Source organism: Cupriavidus sp. FW305-46 (assembly GCF_058787075.1).
The window spans coordinates 122,919-140,513 of record NZ_JBYSZI010000008.1 but is presented as its reverse complement, the minus strand read 5'-3'; the positions used below and the strand labels follow the sequence as shown (position 1 = coordinate 140,513).

Sequence of the window (17,595 nt, the reverse complement as noted above, 5' to 3'; positions counted from 1 at the left end):
AGAAGACGCTGAGGGGCGGTGAGGGCGCGGACACGCATCAGTGTGCGCTGTCCGATATTTCGCGATGTACGCGTAACGTGTACATCGCACGGAACACGTACAGCGGCAGCCGCCGTTACATCACCCACCCCACCACCGCCGGCAGCATCAGGCTGACCCCGATCCCGATCAGCACGCCAAACGCAAGGCGTCGCGTCGTCATCGGCGAGAACGGCGGCGGGAAACGCCGCCCCAGCAGCGTGGCGATCACCACCACCGGCACGGCGATGGCGGCCTGCATGCACACGGCGGCATCGAGCTGCCCCTGCCAGGCCGAGAACAGCGTGCGCACGGTTGAGGTCACGGTAAAGACCAGGATCAGCGCGCAACGGATTTCAACCGGCTTCATCGGCTGCCGGTAGAACTGGAAAATCAGTGGCGGGCCAGAGACACCGAACATGCCGCTCAGCAGTCCGCCGAAGACCCCGCTCATGAAGAAGGTGCCATCACCGGAGCGTTGCGCCAGCGGCGCGGGCTTGAGTGCGGCGCTGAGGCCGCCATACAGGATCACGGCGCCCAGCAGCAGTTGCAGCAGGGTGGCTGCGCTGGAACTCAGGTACTCCAGCACCAGCACGCCGACCACTACCGACGGCAGGATGCCGATGGCTGCCGCGGCGACGGCGCGCCAGTCGATATGCTGCAGCTTGCCTGGCAGCGCGCAGGCGCTGTTGGCCAGCGTGACCAGGCTCACCACCGCGGCCACGGTGGCCACGGGCGCCAGCCCCAGTCCGCTGGTGACGCCCATCACGATCATGCCAAGGCCAAAGCCGGTCACCGTCTGGAAATAGGTGCCGGCACCGAGCAGGGCCTGCAGGCCCAGCAGCGGCAACAACAGTTCTGCTTTCATGCCGCCGCCTGCTCGCCCTTGCCGGCCTGTTCCGCGGTGGCTTGCGCCTGGACCACGGTGACGGCGATGACGTGGAACACATCGTCCGCGCTGCAGCCGCGCGAGAGGTCGTTGGCGGGCTTGTTCAGCCCCTGCAGCATCGGCCCGATGGCCTTGGCGCCACCGACCCGCTCGGCCAGCTTGTAGCCGATATTGCCGGCTTCCAGGCTGGGGAACACCAGCACGTTGGCGTGGCCGTTCACCTGCGAATGCGCGACCTTGCGCGCGGCGATCTCGGCGACGATGGCGGCGTCGAGCTGCACGTCGCCATCGATGGCCAGGCCCGGGCGTTGCGCGCGCACGCGCTCGGTGGCTGCCACCACCTTGTCCACCGCCGCATGGCTGGCGCTGCCGCTGGTCGAGAACGACAGCATGGCCACGCGCGGCTCTTCCATCAGCAAGGTGCGTGCGCTGTCGGCCGCGGCCATGGCGATATCGGCAAGCGCATCGGCATCCGGATCCACCACCAGCCCGCAGTCGGAGAAGATCAGCCCGCCCTTGAGCGTGTGGAAAGGCTCGCACAGCATCATCAGGAAGAAGCTCGACACCAGCCGGAAGCCGGGTGCCAGCCCGATCAGCTGGATCGCGTTGCGCACCACGTCGGCGGTGGTGTGGTCGGCGCCCGCCACCGAACCGTCGGCGTGTCCGAGCCGCACCATCAGGTTGGCGAAGCACAGCGGATCGAGCACCGCGCGCTTGGCTTCATCGAGCGTCATGCCCTTCTTCTGGCGCAGCGCAAAGAGTTGCTGCGCGAACGAGGGCGTGAGCGCCGAGGTCGATGGATCGACCAGCGTCATGCCGTCCAGCCCGATGCCGTGGATGGCCGCGGCGGCGTTGATCTGGCGCGTGTTGCCGACCAGCACGATGCGCGCGATGCCTTCCTGCGTCGCGCGCTGCGCGGCCTGCAGGATGCGCGGGTCTTCGGCCTCGCACAGCACGATGCGGCGAGGCGCGGCGCGGGCGCGGTCGATGATGCGGAGGATGGCTTTCATGGTCGGATGGTTTCAGAAACGGAAAAAAGGGCCGGAGCCCTTGTCATGCTTGCGGTTTGCTCCCCTCTCCCGCTTGCGGGAGAGGGGCAGGGGGTGAGGGCAGGCGGTGGCATGCCACCAGGCGGAACTTCGTGGAGATCCCCGCCCTCACCCCAACCCTCTCCCGCAAGCGGGAGAGGGAGCAAACCGATTGCAAGCGGGGCGCCTGTACAGGCTCAGACTCAGACGTAGTCCTTGTACTTGTCCAGGTAACGCACCGGCTTGGCCAGCGCATCGCGGCGGAACGGGTCGCCCAGTTCACGCGTGCACATGATCTCGATGATCGTGGTCGTGCCATGATTCATCTGCAGGTCGATGGCGCGCTTCAGGGCCGGGCCGACATCTTCCAGCCGATCCACCACGATGCCTTCCGCACCCATCGCCTTGGCGATTTCGGCAAAGCTCTGGTTGTCCAGCTCGCCTGCGACAAAGCGGCGGTTGTAGAAGTCCACCTGGTTCTTCTTCTCCGCGCCCCACTGGCGGTTGTGGAACACCACCGCGGTCACCGGGATGTTGTGGCGCACGCAGGTCATGGTTTCCATCAGGCTCATGCCCCAGGCGCCGTCACCGGCGTACGACACGGCCGGGCGGTGCGGTGCCGCGACCTTGGCGCCGATGATGGTCGGGAAGGCGTAGCCGCAGTTGCCCCAGCTCATCGCCGCGAAGAAGCTGCGCGGCTTCTCGAAGCGCAGGTAGCTGTTGGCCACCGAGTTGATGTTGCCGATGTCGGTGGACACCATCACGTCTTCCGGCATGGCCTTTTCCAGCTCGCGCAGCACCTGGCGCGGATGCAGGTAGTGGCCGCCGGTGGGCGTGCGCTCCTGCTTCTGCTCTTCGATCATGTCCAGGCTGTACGGGTCGCGCTCATGGGTCCAGTCGTCCAGCTCCTTCTCCCACGCGGCCTTTTCGTTGGCGATTTCGGTGGCGCGGGCCTCGCGGCTGGCATCGCAGGCCAGCGTGCGGCCGGCCAGGCGCTGGCTCAGCGCGACCGCGGCGGCCTTGGCGTCGCCGCAGATGCCGACCGAGATCTTCTTCACCAGGCCCAGCATCTTGTGGTCGGCGTCGATCTGGATGATCTTGGCGTTCTTGGGCCAGTAGTCCATGCCGTGCTGCGGCAGCGTGCCGAACGGCCCCAGGCGCGAGCCCAGCGCGATCACCACGTCGGCGCGCGAGATCAGCTTCATCGCCGCCTTCGAACCCTGGTAGCCCAGCGGGCCGCACCACAGCGGGTGGCTGGCCGGGAACGAGTCGTTGTGCAGGTAGCTGTTGACCACCGGCGCGCCCAGGCGCTCGGCCAGGGCCTTGCACTCTTCGATCGCATCGGCCATCACCACGCCGCCGCCCGAGATGATCACCGGGAACTTGGCGTTGGCCAGCAGCTCGGCCGCATCGTTCAGGCTCTGCTCGCCGCCGGGGCCGCGGTCGAGGCGGCGCGGCTGCGGGATCTCGACGTTGACCTTGCCGTAGAAGTGGTCACGCGGGATGTTCAGCTGGGTCGGGCCCATTTCCGCGGTGGCGCGGTCGAAGCAGCGGGCGGTGAACTCGGCCATGCGGGCCGGGTTGGTGACGTGGCCCTGGTACTTGGTGAACTCCTGGAACATCGGCAACTGGTTGGCTTCCTGGAAGCCGCCCAGGCCAATGCCCATGGTGCCGGCCTCGGGCGTGACGATCACCACCGGGCTGTGGGCCCAGTAGGCAGCGGCGATCGAGGTCACGCAGTTGGAGATGCCGGGGCCGTTCTGGCCGATCACCACACCGTGGCGGCCCGACACGCGGGCGTAGCCGTCGGCCATGTGGCCGGCGCCTTGTTCGTGCACCACCGGGATCAGGCGGATGCCCGCCGGCGCGAAGATGTCCATCGCATCCATGAAGGCCGAGCCCATGATGCCGAACATGTCGGTCACGCCATTGGCGGCCAGCGTTTCAACGAAGGCTTCCGACGGGGTCATGGTCTGCGGGCCGGCCGGGACCTGGCTCTCCTTCGCGGCGGCCGAGCCACCGGAAACGGCGGGATTCGAGGTGGTATCGAGGTCGCGCATGGCGTTGTCTCCTGATGAGGGTCTTATAAAGTGGAACAGGACGTTCCGGAAAATTGCTTGTTGGGGGGAAATGTAGGCGGAAGACTTCGGTTGGTCAATAGGAAGTTTTGGTTTACGGAATGAAATTGATGAAAAATTGAGACATAACGTGATTTTGAGAGACTTATGCGGCATTTTTTCGCCGATTAGTCGATCCGGAACGACGAAGGAAGGCGCACCGCGGGCGAAACTACACCGGCGCTGTCGGAAGCAGGCGGGATGAGAGTCAGGCGCGAGGCACACGGACGGCTGTGTGCCGGCCTGGCGGGTGTGGCTCAGTGAATGAAGCCGCCCTTGACGAAGCGCACGGGCTCGGCGTCCATGCGCAGCAGCAGCGCGGTCAACCCGTCAGCCGCGGACGAAGCCGGGCGCTGCGCGCCGGCCTCCGGTCCCGATACGCAGACCAGGTCAGCATCGGACCATTGCCGGCCAGGCGTGCCACGGGCACGCAGCCAGCCGGCGCGGTCGGCCAGCAGCTGCGTGCCGGCCAGGCGCGAAGGCGGCTGGCCGGCGATGGCCGCGACCGCCTGCCAGGCATGCGGGGAGACAGCGGTGCAGCCGGCACGGAAGCGTGGTACCGGTACGGGCGGGCGCCCGTCGGGGGTGACCAGCACGGTCAGGAAGCGGGGATCCTCGAGCGGCAACGATGCCGGCCCGTCGACCGCTACCAGCCGCACGCGCTGGCCGCCGCGCCATTGCGACAGCTCCAGCGGCGCGCTATCGACGCAGCGGATGGTCATCTCCGGCAGCTGCAACGGCACTGGCCAGTTGCCCTCGGCCCCGCTGCCTGCCGACAGCGCCTTCATGTAGTCGATCACCGCCCAGGCCTCACGGTCGCCAAGGGCATCGCGGAAGGCCGGCATGGTGGGCCGGCCGTGCTGGTCGCGCATGCCGGCCAGCACGTGCCAGAACAGCTCGCCATCGGCGCGGCGTGCCAGCAGCGGGCTGACCAGCGTGGGCGGCCACTGCGCCAGGCTGGCGGCCAGCGGGCCTTCGCCGCGCCCGTCCGCGCCGTGGCAGCCGGCGCAATGCCGCGCATAGACACGCGCGCCGAGGGCGATGGCATCGACAGAGAAGCGGGTAGGGCTGGCGTGGAAGCTGGTCGGTGCGGCAGCGGCGAACAGCAGCGATGCGCTGGGCCAGGGTGCCGCCACCAGCGCGAGCGCACCAGCGGCCAGCAGCACGCCGCGATGGCGCCGCCATGCCAGCGCGGCGGCAATGACCAGCACGGCAAAGACCATGGCGCACAGACTCAGGCCGGCCTCGCGCGCAAGGCCGAGGTCGATCAGCAGGGTTTCGCCAGCCACCCGCTGGGCCCACGGCCACGCGGGCTGGCCGTGGGTGTCACCGGTCAGGCCCAGGGCATGCCAGAGCCGTAGCAGGCCCAGTTGGAGTTTTTCGATCAGGACCAGCAGTGCATTCAGCCATGCCTGCGGAGGCGGGCCGCTCATCGGGCGGCCCGCGAGGTGAAGCGCAGCGCCATTACCAGCTCGCGTCCAGCCCCAGGTGGCGCAGCGCTTCGTGCCGCAGCCCGGTCAGCCGCGGATCGCCGCGATGGCGCGGGTAGGGCAGGTCGACCCGGATCTCTGCCGTGATGTGTGCCGGACGCTGGCTGAAGATGATCACGCGCTGCGCCAGGAACAGCGCTTCCTCCACGTCGTGCGTGACCAGCAGCGCCGAGAAGCGCGAACGCTGCCACAGTTCGACCAGGTCGCTCTGCATCGCCAGCCGCGTCAGCGAATCCAGCTTGCCCAGCGGCTCGTCCAGCACCAGCAGGCGCGGATCGTTGACCAGCGCGCGCGCCAGCGCCACGCGCTGCGCCATGCCGCCGGAGAGCTGGTGCGGGAAGGCGCGGGCAAAGGTTTCCAGCCCGACGCGCCGCAGCGCGTCATCCACGCGCGGGCGCTGGCTTGCCAGCACGCCGCGCGCCTGCAGGCCCAGCGCGACGTTGTCCCATACGCGCCGCCACGGGTACAGCGTGGGGTCCTGGAACACCACGATGCGCGACGGGTCAGGCTCGGTGATCGAGGTGCCGTCTTGCAGGATCTCGCCGGAGGAGGGCTGGTCCAGCCCTGCCACCAGCCGCAGCAGCGTGGACTTGCCGCAACCGCTGGGCCCCAGCAGCGCGACGAACTCGCCCGGTGCGACGCTCAGGTCGACGTCGTCCAGCACCTGCAGCCGGTCGCCGCCGCTGCCGAACCAGTGGCTGACCTGATGGATGTCGATGCGGGCACCGGTCCGGGCTTCCGCGGTGTCGTCTGCCGCCGCGTTAACTCCCCTCTCCCGCGTGCGGGAGAGGGGAGCCTTCTTCACGTGCGTGTAGGGTCTCGATGCTTTCAACCGCTCAACCACACTCACCATTTCACCGTCCCCTTCTGCCACGACAGCACCCGGTCACGCGCCACGAACAGCAGCGTGATCACGCCCGAGAACAGCAGCGCCATCACGATCAGCGCCGCATACATATTGACGTACGAAGCCCAGCCCTGCGCCCATGTCAGGTACCAGCCCAGGCCCGACTTCACGCCCATCATCTCCGCCGTCACCAGCACCGAGAACGAAGCGCCCAGCCCCATGAACAGGCCGACGAATACCTGCGGCAGCGCCGCCGGGATCGCCACGCGCAGCACCAGGAACCAGCCCGAGGCGCCCATGGTGCGCGCCACGTCGTAGTAGCTCTTGTTGACGCCGGCCACGCCTGACCAGGTCAGCACCGCCACCGGGAAGGCGGTGGCCAGCGCGATCAGGAACACCGCGGCGGAATAGCTCGACGGGAAGAAGTAGAAGGTCAGCGGCAGCAGCGCGGTCGACGGCAGCGGGCCCAGCACGCGCAGCACCGGATGCACCCAGTAGCCGATGCGGCGCGACCAGCCGATCGACACCCCCACCAGGAAGCCGGCCAGTCCGCCATAGGCCACGCCCAGCCCGAGCAGTTTGAGCGTATTGAGCACGCTGTCGCCCAGTCGCAGCCAATCGTCGGCATAGACTTCGATCAGCGCCTGCGGCGGCGCAAAGAAGGGCGTTGGCAGGATCGCGGTCTTGGCGGTCAGGATTTCCCACGCCGACAGTACCACCGGCAGTGCGACCAGCCACGGACCGGCGATGCGCAACGCGGCCAACGCGCGTTGCGCCGCATGAACACGCTCGCCGACGAGCGCAACCAGCGCCAGCAGCACGGCGCCCGCCAGCGCGGCAATGCCCAGTTCCTCCGTATAGAGCCAGTCGCTAAAGCCCACCATCTTGTTGGGCCATTGCCACGTCAGCGCGCCGAACGCGCCCCACGCCAGGGCCGCGACGATGCCCGTGGCCCAGACCGGGCTGGTACCACGTACGGTGGCGATGGCAGGCGCAGCTGGCTCGCGTGCGAGCCCGGCGTCGAGTGCAGGTTGGCTTGTCGTCATGGCATCACCCCAGCACATTGGCGTAGACGTGCTGCGCCAGGCGTTTGGCATCGGTGGTCTTCTTCAGCACGCCGATGCGGCGGAAATCATCGGCGTAGAAGGCGATCTCGTCGCGCAGGTCGACGCCGGTCGGGTGGTGGGTATAGGTCAGCGTGGCGTAGAGCTTGCGCAGGTCTTCCGGGTTGATCTTGGGCGAGTACTTGGCGAAGACCCTGGCGGCCTCGTTGGGGTTCTCGTTGACATAGTCGGTGGCCTGCACGATGGCGCGCGCCAGCGACGTGGCCGCGGGGCGGTCGTGGCGCACCAGCTCGCCGCGGGCGCCGACCACGCAGCAGACCTTGCGCGCGTACTCGCCGGTGAGGTTGGTGGCCAGTTCCACGTAGGCGCCGTTGGTGCGCTTTTCCAGCAGGTAGAGGTTGGGGTCGCCGTCGGCGATCGCCTGGATCTCGCCCTTGTCCACCGCCACGCCCAGCAGGTCGGCCGGGTACTGGCGCCAGGTGATGTCCTTGTCCGGGTCGATACCGTTCTTGGCCAGCAGGATGGTGAAGAAGTGTTTGCCCGGTGCGGCCAGGTCGCTGACGCCGACGGTCTTTCCCTTCAGCTGCTGCAGGCTGGTGACCCCCGCCGCTTTCGATCCCACCAGCCGCACGCAGCCGCCGTGCGAGCTGCCGATGATCTTGACGTCGAAGCCGGCTTCCAGCGGCTTGAGCCAGCGGTGGATCATGCCGACCGCGGCATCGGCCTTGCCGGTGGCGATCGATTCCAGCAACTGGTCGGTCGAGCCGCTGTAGTTGATCAGGTCGACCTGCAGGCCGTTCTTCTCGAAGAAGCCCTTCTCCTGCGCCACCACGATCGGCGTCAGGCAGAAAGAGTTCTGGTTCCACGCGAAGGTCAGCTTGCGCGGCGCCGACCAGGCCTGTCGGCCCAGGATCAGCGACGGCGCGGCAATGGCCGCGGCGCCGGCCAGCCGCAGCATGCTGCGCCGGCGCGGGTCGGCGTGATTGTTGTTGTCCTGGCTCATGGTGAGACTCCCCGTCTTCGTTGTGTGGTGTGGTGAGGCCATCAGGCGGCCTTGCGCTCCGGCCGCTGCGCGGCGTCGTGCTGCGCCACCAGCTCGCGCACGCGCGGGATCAGCTCACGGCCATAGTCGATGGCGTCTTCCAGCGGATCGAAGCCGCGGATCAGGAAGGTGGTGACCCCCAGTTCGTAGTACGCCAGCAGGGCCTGCGCCACCTGCTCCGGGGTGCCGACCAGGCCGGTGGAGTTGGAGCGCCCGCCGGTCTCGCGCGCGATCGCGGTCCACAGGCGCTGGTCGACCCGCTCGCCTTGGTCGGCCGCAGCGAGCAGGCGCCGTGCGCCTTCGCTCTGCTGCGGGCCGCCGCGGCTGTAGCCGGCCTGCACGCGCAGGGCGCGGGTGCGCTCCAGGATGCTGTCGGCGCGGGCCCAGGCTTTTTCTTCGGTCTCGGCCAGCACCGGGCGGAACGACACCGAGAAGCGCACCGTGCGGCCATGCTGCGCGGCTTCGGCACGCACGCGGCCGGTCAGCTCGCGCACCTGCTCGAGCGACTCGCCCCACAGCGCGTAGACGTCGGCATGCTTGCCGGCCACGGCCAGCGCCGCTTCCGAGGCGCCGCCGAAATAGATCGGCACATGCGGCTGCTGCGCGGGCTTGACCTCCGAGAAGCCCTGCGTAAAGCGGTAGAACCGGCCTTCGTGGTCGAACGGCGCGGCCTCGGTCCAGATGCGGCGCAGGATGTGCAGGTACTCGTCGGTGCGCGCATAACGCTGGTCATGGTCGAGGAAGTCGCCGTCGCGCTGCTGCTCGCTGTCCGAGCCGCCCGAGATGAAGTGCACCCCGAGGCGGCCGCCGCTGAACTGGTCGAGCGTGGCAATCTGGCGCGCGGCCAGCGTCGGCGCGGTAAAGCCGGGGCGGTGCGCCAGCATGAAGTGGATGCGCTCGGTCACGCTGGCTGCGTAGGCGATGGTCAGCGTGGCCGACGGGCCGGTGGAATGGTGCGGCACCAGGATGCGGTCGAAGCCGGCCTGCTCATGGGCCTGGGCAAAGGCGCGCACATAGTCGCGATCGATCACCGGGCCTGATGGCGGATGGATCTCGGACTGCTTCTGGCTCTGGATCATGCCGATGAAATCGACGCTCATGCGCGTTCTCCTGGTTTCGGTGAGGGCGGCAGCGTGACCGCCCGGATGGTGTTGGGCTGAGGCAGAAAGTACGACAGGCGCGCGCGCTCACTAACGAATAAAAACGACGGTCCATATTCAATAAGCGTCGTTTTCGTAATGCGGTGCTGGCGCTACGCTAGGCGGCATTCGGTGCGAGCCTCGTGCAGGCTGCGCGCCGCATCGTGATCCTTCCCGGAGTCTTCTCCCATGTCTTTAACGTCTACCTTGCGCAGGCTGCCCAGCAGCGAAGCGCGCCTTGGCGAGGTGCTGGCCGGGCTGTCCGCGCGCTTTGCCGCCAGTGCCGGCGCGCACGATGCCGCTGCCAGCTTTCCGCACGACAACTTTGCGCAGCTGCATGCCAGTGGCCTGGTTGCGCAGGTGGTGCCGCACGCGCAGGGCGGCGGCGGGGCAGGCCTGGCGCAGGCGCGCCGCATCGTGGCGGCGGTGGCGGGCGGCGATGCCGCAACCGCGCTGGTGCTGACCATGACCTACCTGCAGCACCGCGCGATCACCCGCGCCGATTCGCACTGGCCACAGACCGTGCGCGACCAGGTCTTTGCCAGTGCGGTGCAGGACGGTGCGCTGATCAACGCGCTGCGGGTGGAACCGGAACTGGGATCGCCGGCACGCGGCGGCCTGCCGGCCACGGTGGCCACGCGCGTGGCCGACGGCTGGCGCATCAGCGGGCGCAAGCTGTACAGCACCGGCATCCCGGCGCTGCGCTGGCTGGCGGTCTGGGCGCGCACCGATGAGGCGCAGCCGCGCGTGGGCGTGTTCCTGGTGCCCGGACCGGCGGCCGGCATCGCGGGCGTGCGCATCGTCGAGAACTGGAACCACCTTGGCCTGCGCGCTTCCGGCAGCCATGAGACCGTGCTCGACAACGTCTGGATCCCGCCTGACCACGCGGTCGATATCCGCCCGCCGTCAGCATGGGCGCCGGCCGGCGCCAGCCAGGCCGACATCGACGCCAACGCCGACCAGCAGGCCTGGATGACCGTGTTGCTGGGCAGCCTCTATGACGCGGTGGCGCACGCGGCCGCTGTTTGGATTGGCGATTTCGTGCGCGAGCGTGCGCCCGGCAGCCTGGGGGCGCCGCTGGCCACGCTGCCGCGCGTGCAGGAAGCCATCGGCGAGATCGCCGCGTTGCTGCGGGCCAATCAGGTATTGCTGGACGATGCCGCCGTGCGCGCCGACGCGGGCGAGCCGCCCGCGCCGGCCGACAGCGGGCTGCTCAAGTACACCGTGACCGGCAATGCCATCCGCGCGGTGGAACTGGCACTGCAGCTCTCCGGCAACCACGGGCTGAGCCGCAACAACCCGCTCGAGCGCCACTACCGCGACGTGCTGTGCAGCCGCATCCATACGCCGCAGAACGATTCCATCCTGGTCGCCGCCGGGCGGGCGCAGCTTGGCCTGTAAGCGCGGGCCTGCCTGGCCGTGCTATGTTTGCAGCAGCACCGCCCCGCAGAGGGCCGCGGCGCAGGCGCCCGCCGCGCCGGCAAACCAGAACGAGACACTCCGGAGTCATTCCCATGGGCAGCACCCCCACCCCCGACACGCTCGCGCCGCTGCGCGACTTCATCACCGGCCTGGCCGCGCTGCTGGACCAGCAGCCGGACGAGCCCCGCATCCTGCGCGAAGGCGGCGCGCTGCTGGCAAGGCTGGTTGCGCGCGACGACTGGCTGCCCAATGCCTGGGCCCAGCCGCATTCCGAGTACTACCAGCAGCACCTGCTGCATTGCGATTCCGCCGAACGCTTCTCGGTCGTCAGCTTTGTCTGGGGACCGGGCCAGCGCACGCCCATCCACGACCACACCGTATGGGGCCTGATCGGCATGCTGCGCGGCGCGGAAGACTCGCAGCCGTTCGTGCTCGACGCCGGCGGCCGGCCTGTGCCGCATGGCGACGCCGTGCGCTTGCTGCCCGGGCAGGTCGAGGCCGTGTCGCCCACGGTCGGCGATATCCACCGTGTCAACAACGTGCATGACGACCGCGTCTCGGTCAGCATCCATGTGTACGGCGCCAATATCGGCGCGGTGCGGCGCTCGGTCTATACCGAGGACGGCACCCGCAAGCCTTTCATCTCCGGCTATTCCAACCAGACCCTGCCTAACCTGTGGGACCGTTCCCGCGAAGTTGCCCAGTCATGACCACGATTACTGCTACGCAAGCCGCACCGGCATTTCCGACGTATTCGCCCGAAGCTGTGCGCAAGGCCCTGCGCAACGGCGACGAGATCGCGCTGATCGACGTGCGCGAGGAAGACCCGTTCGCGCAGGAACATCCGCTGTGGGCCGCCAATTTTCCGCTGTCGAAGCTAGAGATCGACGCCTGGGCACGCATCCCCCGCCGCGACACGCTGATCGTCGTCTACGGCGAATACGCCGGCACCGACCTGGCGCCGCGCGCCGCGGCCGTGCTGCGCGAGCTGGGCTATACGCGCGTGCATCTGCTGGAAGGCGGCCTGCGCGCCTGGATCGACGGCGGCGGCGAGGTGTTCCGCGACGTCAACGTGCCGAGCAAGTCGTTCGGCGAGGTGGTTGAGGCAAAGCGCCACACGCCGTCGCTGGCGGCCGAGGAGGTGCAGGCATTGATCGACACCAAGGCCGATGTGGTGGTCGTCGATGCGCGCCGCTTCGACGAGTACCAGACCATGAGCATTCCCACCGCGACCAGCGTGCCGGGCGCCGAACTGGTGCTGCGCGTGCGCGAGCTGGCGCCCGATCCGCGCACGCGTGTGATCGTCAACTGCGCCGGGCGCACGCGCAGCATCATCGGCACGCAGTCGCTGGTCAACGCGAGGATTCCCAACCCGGTGGCGGCGCTGCGCAACGGCACCATCGGCTGGACCCTGGCCGGCCAGCGACTGGACCACGGTGCCAGCCGCCGCGCGCCCGCCGCGGTCAGCGACGCCAACCGCGACAGTGCCCGCCGCGGCGCGCGCGAGATCGCCGACCGGGCCGGCGTGCGCCGCATTGCGCTGGCCCAGATCGAAGCGCTGCAGCCGCCTGGCCGCACCGTGTACCGCTTCGACGTGCGCACGCCTGAGGAATTTGCGGACAGCCACCTGCCGGGCTTTGTCAACGCGCCCGGTGGCCAGCTGGTGCAGGAGACCGACCATTCCGCTCCGGTGCGCGGCGCGCGCATCGTGCTGGCGGATGATGACGACGTGCGCGCCAGCATGACCGGCTCATGGCTGGCGCAGATGGGCTGGGACGTCTGGGTGGTGGAACCGGTGGCGGCGGCAGAGCGCAGCGAAACTGGCGCGGTCAGCGCACCGGTGCCGGCGTCAGCGCCGGTATCGACCGTCACTGCAGCCGAACTGGCTACATGGATTGACGCAGGCGATGGCAGCACCGCTGTCCTCGACTTCACCACCAGCGCCAACTACGTCAAGCGCCATATTCCCGGCGCCTACTTCGTCATTCGCGCGCAGCTGGCGGACACGCTGCCACGCATCCCGCAGGCCAGGCGCTACGTGCTCACCTGCGGATCGAGCCTGCTGGCGCGCTTTGCCGCTGCCGACCTGCAGCGCCTGACGGATGCGGAAGTGTTCGTGCTGGAAGGCGGCACCCAGGCATGGATCGCCGCGGGACTGCCGCTGGAAAGCGGGGAAACGCGCCTGGCCTCGGAACGCACTGACCGCTACCGCCGGCCGTATGAAGGCACCGACAACCCGCGCGAGGCGATGCAGGGCTACCTGGACTGGGAGTTCGGCCTGATCGCGCAACTGGAGCGCGACGGGACGCATGGGTTCAGGGTGGTGTAGGGCCGCTGCATGATATGCACTGACGCTGCATATCATGCAGCGAGGCTGGCGACGGGCGAGACCGAAAGGCCTAAAGGCGGAGCAGCAGACGCATGGCCTCTTCCACCTTGCGCAGGTGATTGGGCGCCAGCGTGGCTACCGGCCGGCCGCCCATGAACCGGCGATTGGACACCGCTCGGACCTGGTCGATCAACAGGTCCGTCTCACAGGCTAGGCCAGGCAGCTTGCCCAGTGCGACCCGCAACGGGAAGCAATCCTCGCGCTCGATTTGTGATGTGCCCGGCACGATGATCGTAGTCGGATGGCCGGCGTCATTGAGCAAATCCGTCTGGATGATCAGTGCCGGCCGGTTGCGCTTGGCCGGCTCTTCCCGATGCGTCTGGGGATTGAGGTCGACCTCCCAGATCTGCCCGCGCTTCAGCTCAGTCAAGCCCGTCTCCAGCCGATGCGTCCATGTCTTCGCTGGCGGCCAGGTGCTTTGCCGAGAGCTTGCGGGAAAGCATGGCGATACGGGAGGCCATTTCCCGCTCGTTCTTCTCGCGCACGGCATCGCGGATGTAGTCGGAAGTTTTTTGTCCCGATGCCTTTGCCAGCGCGCGAGTCTGGTCGGCCAGTTCTTCGCCGGCGCGGAAGGACAAGGTCGTTCCTTGCATGAATGGCTCCGTACTTGGCTGATACGGAAGTATAGCGCTCATTTGTATCTCATTTTTGTATTACAAAGCCACTAACAGATGGACCGACTAACAAGGCTTGGAAGCAGTGATCAGAGCGTAACTGGGAAGCGAATTGGCCAGAAATTGGAGGAGTCTGAAAGCCCTTGCAGGCGCACGATCTCTCTACAGCAAGGGAACGAGCGTAACGATTCCCTGTCAATCGTAATCGTTCAGTTACAATGCTGTCCTGCAGCATCCCACTGGCCAACCCCCCCGACAGGGACGGCCGGCGGATGCCGTCAATGCCCCCGATCCAATGCGACTGTTGTTCCTGCTGCTGACTGCCATGTGCCTGTCGCTGCTCTCCTTCGGAGCAGTGGCGGACGCGCGCGCCGCGTCGCAGGCGCAGGTCAGCGTTGACCTGGTGGACCTGGCGGCGGCGCAGCCTGTTGACGACCTGGGCCGGATCATCGTGCCCGGTGACGACGGCTTGCATGACGACGATATCTGCGACGACCCGCCCCCCGGGTATTGCAATATCTGGTCGGCGGACCTGCTCGATCCCCTCGACCTGCTCGACGAGATCGAGGAATCCAGCGCCCTGATTGCATTGCCGCCAGTGAAGCTGCTGCTGCCCTCCGGCGACGTCGCCCAGCATCCGCCTGGCCGCGCCGAGCCGCCGCCTTCGGCCTTCTTCCGGCCACCCATTTCCCGCGCCTGAGCGTTTCCTGCGCCCGCACCGCACGCGCTGCAGCATGCCGCCGCCGTGCCGCGGGCCGCGCCCCCCTGGCCTGATATCGCCAGCCTGCCTGCTGCCTGACCGCGCGGGCAAGCCGCTGCCGTTGTGCGTCCTGCCGTGATCGCGTCCAAGTGACCGCTCGCCCCGGGGCGGGCGGCAGCATGGCGACAGGCAGCCGTATTGCTTGCTTTCCCGACTCATGACAACAACCAAGCTGACCCTGATCGCGTCGCTTTCGCTGATCGCGCTCGCCGCTGCCCCGGCCCATGCCGGCGCACAAGGCGGGGTGTCCCCGAAGCCAACGGACGCGGCCGGTGCCGCGCCAGCCGCCCCCGCGCCCCTGACCAAACCTGCTGCCGCACCCATGCCGGGCTCCGCCATCCTGGCGGCCGCGGCGGTGCCGAAGCCCGCATCCGCCGCAGCGGCCGGCGCCCAGGCGGGACCCGCCTACTCGCTGCCCCAACTGCTCGACCTGGCCCAGTCCACCAACAAGGGCGTGGCCGCCGCCGAGGCCGGTGTCGATGCCGCCAGCGCGGCCATCAGCAGCGCACGTGCCTATCCCAACCCGCAGGTGGAAGTGATGTACGGCCGCTTGTCCGGCAAGCAGCCGGGCGTGACCAGCGGCAATGCGCCCAGCTACGCCGTGGTGCAGAAGCTGGACTACCCGCACCAGCGCAGCCTGCGCGAGGCCATGGCCACCCGCGGGCTGGAGTCGTCGCAGGCCATGCGGCAAGGCTTCCGGGCCGACCTGGCCGCGCGCGTGAAGACTGCCTACTACGACGTGCTGCGCCGCGAGAGCGAGCTGCATGCCGCCGAGGAAGACCTGGCGATGATGCGCCAGATCCATTCGCGGGCGCGCCTGCGCGTGGAGGTGGGCGAGGCGCCGCGCTATGAACTGATCAAGGCCGAGACCGAACTGCTGGCCTCGCAGAAGAGCCAGCAGACCGCCGGGCTGCGCGTCAACCAGGCCAAGGCCGCGCTGCGCCAGCAGGTGGGCGGTGCCATGCCGGGCCAGTTTGCGCTGGCCGGCACCCTGGGCCAGGCGCCCGACGTGCCGCCGCTGCCGGTGCTGCGCGACACCATGACCGCCAGCAATGCCGAGCTGGTCCAGCGCCGCATGGAGCTGGAGCGCGCGCAGCTGGGCGTGAACTACCAGAAGTCGCTGCGCTGGCCCGAGGTGGCGGTGCGTGCCAGCACCGACCGCCAGCCTGACAACAACGTCTCGCAGATCGGCCTGGTCCTGACCATCCCGCTGTGGGACCGCCGCAGCGGCCCGGTGGGCGAGGCCACGGCGCAGGCCACGCAGGCGCGCAGCGCCCTGGAAGCGCGCGAGTTCGAGCTGACGCAGGAGCTGGATGCCGCCTACCGCCAGTACGAGATCAACCAGGCCCAGGTGACGGCGCTCGAGTCCGGCATCGTGCGCGAGGCCGAGTCGGCGCTGGGCGTGGCCGAGTCCGCCTACCGCTTCGGCGAGCGCGGCATCCTGGACTACCTCGATGCCCAGCGCGTGCTGCGCGGCGCGCGCAATGACCTGATTGCCGCCCAGTACGACCTGCAGGTGGCCGCCATCCAGATCGAAAAGCTTATGTCGACCGCCCCGGGCGCTACCGCAGCGCCGGGCCTGCAGCCGACCTCCACCATCGAACAGAAATAACCATGCGCCCCAATTTCCTGCTTTCTCTGACGGCCGCTGCCGTCCTGACGTTCAGCCTGGCGGCCTGCTCCGACAAACCTGAGCCCGTCGCCGAAGCGCCCAAGCTGCCGCCGGGCGTGATCCAGCCCGAGGGCAACCTGCAGAAGGGGCTGAAGGTGGCGCCGGTGGCCACCTCCCCGTTCAGCGAGATGCTGCGCGTGGCCGGCCGCATCGACTTCGACGAGCAACGCGTGGCCCGCATCGGCGCCAGCGTGACCGGTCGCGTGACCGATCTCTATGCCACCCTGGGCCAGGAAGTGAAGGCCGGCCAGGTGCTGGCGCGCCTGCACAGCAGCGAGCTGGGCACGGCGCAGATGGCCTTCCTGAAGAGCGAGGCCCAGACCGAGCTGCAGGGGCGCAACGCCGAGCGCGCGCGCCAGCTGTTTGCCGCCGACGTGATCGGCCGCGGCGAGCTGCAGCGCCGCGAGAGCGAACTGGCGATCGCCTCGGCCGAGATGCGCGCCTACCGCGACCAGCTGCGCGTGCTGGGCATGTCGCAGGCATCGATTGCCGAGCTGGCCAGGAGCGGCAGCATCAACTCGCATTCGCCGGTGTTTTCCAGCATCAGCGGCACCGTGGTCGAGCGCAACGTGGCGCAAGGACAGGTGGTGCAGCCGGCCGATGCGCTCTATACCGTGGCCGACCTGTCGCGCGTGTGGGTGGTGGCCGAGGTGCCCGAGCAGCAGGCCGCCCAGGTGGCCGAAGGGCAGAGCGTCGACATCGAGGTGCCTTCGCTTGGCAACGGCGCGGGCAGCAAGAGCATCACCGGCAAGCTGATCTACGTCGGCCGCACGGTCAACCCGCAGTCGCGCACGGTGCTGGTCCGCACCGAGCTGGAGAACCGCGAAGGCCGCCTCAAGCCTGCCATGCTGGCCAGCATGCTGATCGCCGGCAAGCCGGTCGACCAGCTGGTGATCCCGGCCGCCTCGGTGGTTCGCGACGGCAACGACGAGCTGGTCTATGTCGAGATGCCGGGCAGCAAGTACCGCCTCACCAAGGTCAAGCTGGGCGCCGAGAGCGACGGCATGCGCGTGGTGCAGAACGGTGTGAAGGCCGGCGACCGCATCGTGGTCGATGGTGCCTTCCATCTCGACAACGAGCGCAAGCGCCTCGAGCAAGGGTAAT

Annotated in this window: 16 protein-coding genes; 6 read left to right on the top strand and 10 right to left on the bottom strand. The window is 68.5% G+C overall.

Annotated features, from left to right (window positions below; translation table 11 throughout):
- Positions 1-115 precede the first annotated feature (115 nt).
- From AC3WON_RS06250 to AC3WON_RS06215, 8 genes are all read right to left on the bottom strand, one after another.
- Positions 116-886 (bottom strand): TSUP family transporter, encoded by a 771-nt coding sequence (locus AC3WON_RS06250; protein ID WP_492317415.1) that lies wholly within the window; start codon positions 884-886, stop codon positions 116-118.
- Positions 883-1,917, bottom strand: a complete 1,035-nt coding sequence (gene pta, locus AC3WON_RS06245) for a phosphate acetyltransferase (protein WP_492317416.1) — start codon at positions 1,915-1,917, stop codon at positions 883-885. The genes AC3WON_RS06250 and pta overlap by 4 nt, the downstream gene beginning before the upstream one ends.
- Before the next feature lie 221 nt (positions 1,918-2,138).
- Positions 2,139-3,905: a sulfoacetaldehyde acetyltransferase gene (gene xsc, locus AC3WON_RS06240; protein WP_492351395.1), complete on the bottom strand. Its 1,767-nt coding sequence runs from the start codon at positions 3,903-3,905 to the stop codon at positions 2,139-2,141.
- A 404-nt stretch (positions 3,906-4,309) separates the two neighbouring features.
- Positions 4,310-5,485, bottom strand: coding sequence for a c-type cytochrome (locus AC3WON_RS06235; protein WP_492351392.1), 1,176 nt, complete (start codon positions 5,483-5,485; stop codon positions 4,310-4,312).
- A 31-nt stretch (positions 5,486-5,516) separates the two neighbouring features.
- Positions 5,517-6,395: an ABC transporter ATP-binding protein gene (locus AC3WON_RS06230; RefSeq protein ID WP_492351391.1), complete on the bottom strand. Its 879-nt coding sequence runs from the start codon at positions 6,393-6,395 to the stop codon at positions 5,517-5,519.
- Positions 6,389-7,435, bottom strand: coding sequence for an ABC transporter permease (locus AC3WON_RS06225; RefSeq protein ID WP_492351390.1), 1,047 nt, complete (start codon positions 7,433-7,435; stop codon positions 6,389-6,391). Before AC3WON_RS06225 ends, AC3WON_RS06230 begins: the two co-directional genes overlap by 7 nt.
- A 4-nt stretch (positions 7,436-7,439) precedes the next feature.
- Complete coding sequence (locus AC3WON_RS06220) at positions 7,440-8,456, bottom strand: ABC transporter substrate-binding protein (RefSeq protein ID WP_492351389.1); 1,017 nt, start codon at positions 8,454-8,456, stop codon at positions 7,440-7,442.
- 41 nt (positions 8,457-8,497) lie between these two features.
- Positions 8,498-9,595: an LLM class flavin-dependent oxidoreductase gene (locus AC3WON_RS06215; RefSeq protein WP_492351388.1), complete on the bottom strand. Its 1,098-nt coding sequence runs from the start codon at positions 9,593-9,595 to the stop codon at positions 8,498-8,500.
- Between the two features lie 228 nt (positions 9,596-9,823).
- Here AC3WON_RS06215 and AC3WON_RS06210 point away from each other — a divergent pair, with 228 nt between their 5' ends.
- From AC3WON_RS06210 to AC3WON_RS06200, 3 genes are all read left to right on the top strand, one after another.
- Positions 9,824-11,035, top strand: coding sequence for an acyl-CoA dehydrogenase family protein (locus AC3WON_RS06210; protein ID WP_492351387.1), 1,212 nt, complete (start codon positions 9,824-9,826; stop codon positions 11,033-11,035).
- A 113-nt stretch (positions 11,036-11,148) separates the two neighbouring features.
- The gene (locus AC3WON_RS06205; protein WP_492351386.1) at positions 11,149-11,766 is read left to right on the top strand and encodes a cysteine dioxygenase family protein; all 618 of its coding nucleotides are present in this window, start codon (positions 11,149-11,151) and stop codon (positions 11,764-11,766) included.
- Complete coding sequence (locus tag AC3WON_RS06200; RefSeq protein ID WP_492351385.1) at positions 11,763-13,385, top strand: rhodanese-related sulfurtransferase; 1,623 nt, start codon at positions 11,763-11,765, stop codon at positions 13,383-13,385. Before AC3WON_RS06205 ends, AC3WON_RS06200 begins: the two co-directional genes overlap by 4 nt.
- Positions 13,386-13,455: 70 nt before the next feature.
- Here the strand turns inward: AC3WON_RS06200 and AC3WON_RS06195 are convergent, their stop codons facing one another.
- Positions 13,456-13,815, bottom strand: coding sequence for a type II toxin-antitoxin system PemK/MazF family toxin (locus AC3WON_RS06195; RefSeq protein ID WP_492351384.1), 360 nt, complete (start codon positions 13,813-13,815; stop codon positions 13,456-13,458).
- Entirely contained in the window at positions 13,808-14,080 is a 273-nt protein-coding gene (locus AC3WON_RS06190; protein ID WP_492317426.1) for an antitoxin of toxin-antitoxin stability system, read from the bottom strand. Before AC3WON_RS06190 ends, AC3WON_RS06195 begins: the two co-directional genes overlap by 8 nt.
- Positions 14,081-14,354: 274 nt before the next feature.
- Between AC3WON_RS06190 and AC3WON_RS06185 the strand changes: the two genes are divergently transcribed.
- From AC3WON_RS06185 to AC3WON_RS06175, 3 genes are all read left to right on the top strand, one after another.
- Entirely contained in the window at positions 14,355-14,759 is a 405-nt protein-coding gene (locus tag AC3WON_RS06185) for a cobalt-zinc-cadmium resistance protein (protein ID WP_492317427.1), read from the top strand.
- Between the two features lie 217 nt (positions 14,760-14,976).
- The gene (locus AC3WON_RS06180) at positions 14,977-16,431 is read left to right on the top strand and encodes a TolC family protein (RefSeq protein ID WP_492351383.1); all 1,455 of its coding nucleotides are present in this window, start codon (positions 14,977-14,979) and stop codon (positions 16,429-16,431) included.
- Positions 16,432-16,433: 2 nt separating this feature from the next.
- Positions 16,434-17,594, top strand: a complete 1,161-nt coding sequence (locus AC3WON_RS06175; RefSeq protein WP_492317429.1) for an efflux RND transporter periplasmic adaptor subunit — start codon at positions 16,434-16,436, stop codon at positions 17,592-17,594.
- Position 17,595 lies beyond the last annotated feature (1 nt).

What these genes read in the sequence shown, in the direction of transcription:
- AC3WON_RS06250 (WP_492317415.1), bottom strand. Translation starts at nt 886, where the DNA reads ATGAAAGCAGAACTGTTGTTGCCGCTGCTGGGCCTGCAGGCCCTGCTC.
- AC3WON_RS06190 (WP_492317426.1), bottom strand. Translation starts at nt 14,080, where the DNA reads ATGAGCGCTATACTTCCGTATCAGCCAAGTACGGAGCCATTCATGCAA.
- AC3WON_RS06180 (WP_492351383.1), top strand. Translation starts at nt 14,977, where the DNA reads ATGACAACAACCAAGCTGACCCTGATCGCGTCGCTTTCGCTGATCGCG.
- AC3WON_RS06200 (WP_492351385.1), top strand. Translation starts at nt 11,763, where the DNA reads ATGACCACGATTACTGCTACGCAAGCCGCACCGGCATTTCCGACGTAT.
- AC3WON_RS06185 (WP_492317427.1), top strand. Translation starts at nt 14,355, where the DNA reads ATGCGACTGTTGTTCCTGCTGCTGACTGCCATGTGCCTGTCGCTGCTC.
- AC3WON_RS06225 (WP_492351390.1), bottom strand. Translation starts at nt 7,435, where the DNA reads ATGACGACAAGCCAACCTGCACTCGACGCCGGGCTCGCACGCGAGCCA.
- AC3WON_RS06175 (WP_492317429.1), top strand. Translation starts at nt 16,434, where the DNA reads ATGCGCCCCAATTTCCTGCTTTCTCTGACGGCCGCTGCCGTCCTGACG.
- AC3WON_RS06220 (WP_492351389.1), bottom strand. Translation starts at nt 8,456, where the DNA reads ATGAGCCAGGACAACAACAATCACGCCGACCCGCGCCGGCGCAGCATG.
- pta (WP_492317416.1), bottom strand. Translation starts at nt 1,917, where the DNA reads ATGAAAGCCATCCTCCGCATCATCGACCGCGCCCGCGCCGCGCCTCGC.
- AC3WON_RS06235 (WP_492351392.1), bottom strand. Translation starts at nt 5,485, where the DNA reads ATGAGCGGCCCGCCTCCGCAGGCATGGCTGAATGCACTGCTGGTCCTG.
- xsc (WP_492351395.1), bottom strand. Translation starts at nt 3,905, where the DNA reads ATGACCCCGTCGGAAGCCTTCGTTGAAACGCTGGCCGCCAATGGCGTG.
- AC3WON_RS06205 (WP_492351386.1), top strand. Translation starts at nt 11,149, where the DNA reads ATGGGCAGCACCCCCACCCCCGACACGCTCGCGCCGCTGCGCGACTTC.
- AC3WON_RS06215 (WP_492351388.1), bottom strand. Translation starts at nt 9,595, where the DNA reads ATGAGCGTCGATTTCATCGGCATGATCCAGAGCCAGAAGCAGTCCGAG.
- AC3WON_RS06210 (WP_492351387.1), top strand. Translation starts at nt 9,824, where the DNA reads ATGTCTTTAACGTCTACCTTGCGCAGGCTGCCCAGCAGCGAAGCGCGC.
- AC3WON_RS06230 (WP_492351391.1), bottom strand. Translation starts at nt 6,395, where the DNA reads ATGGTGAGTGTGGTTGAGCGGTTGAAAGCATCGAGACCCTACACGCAC.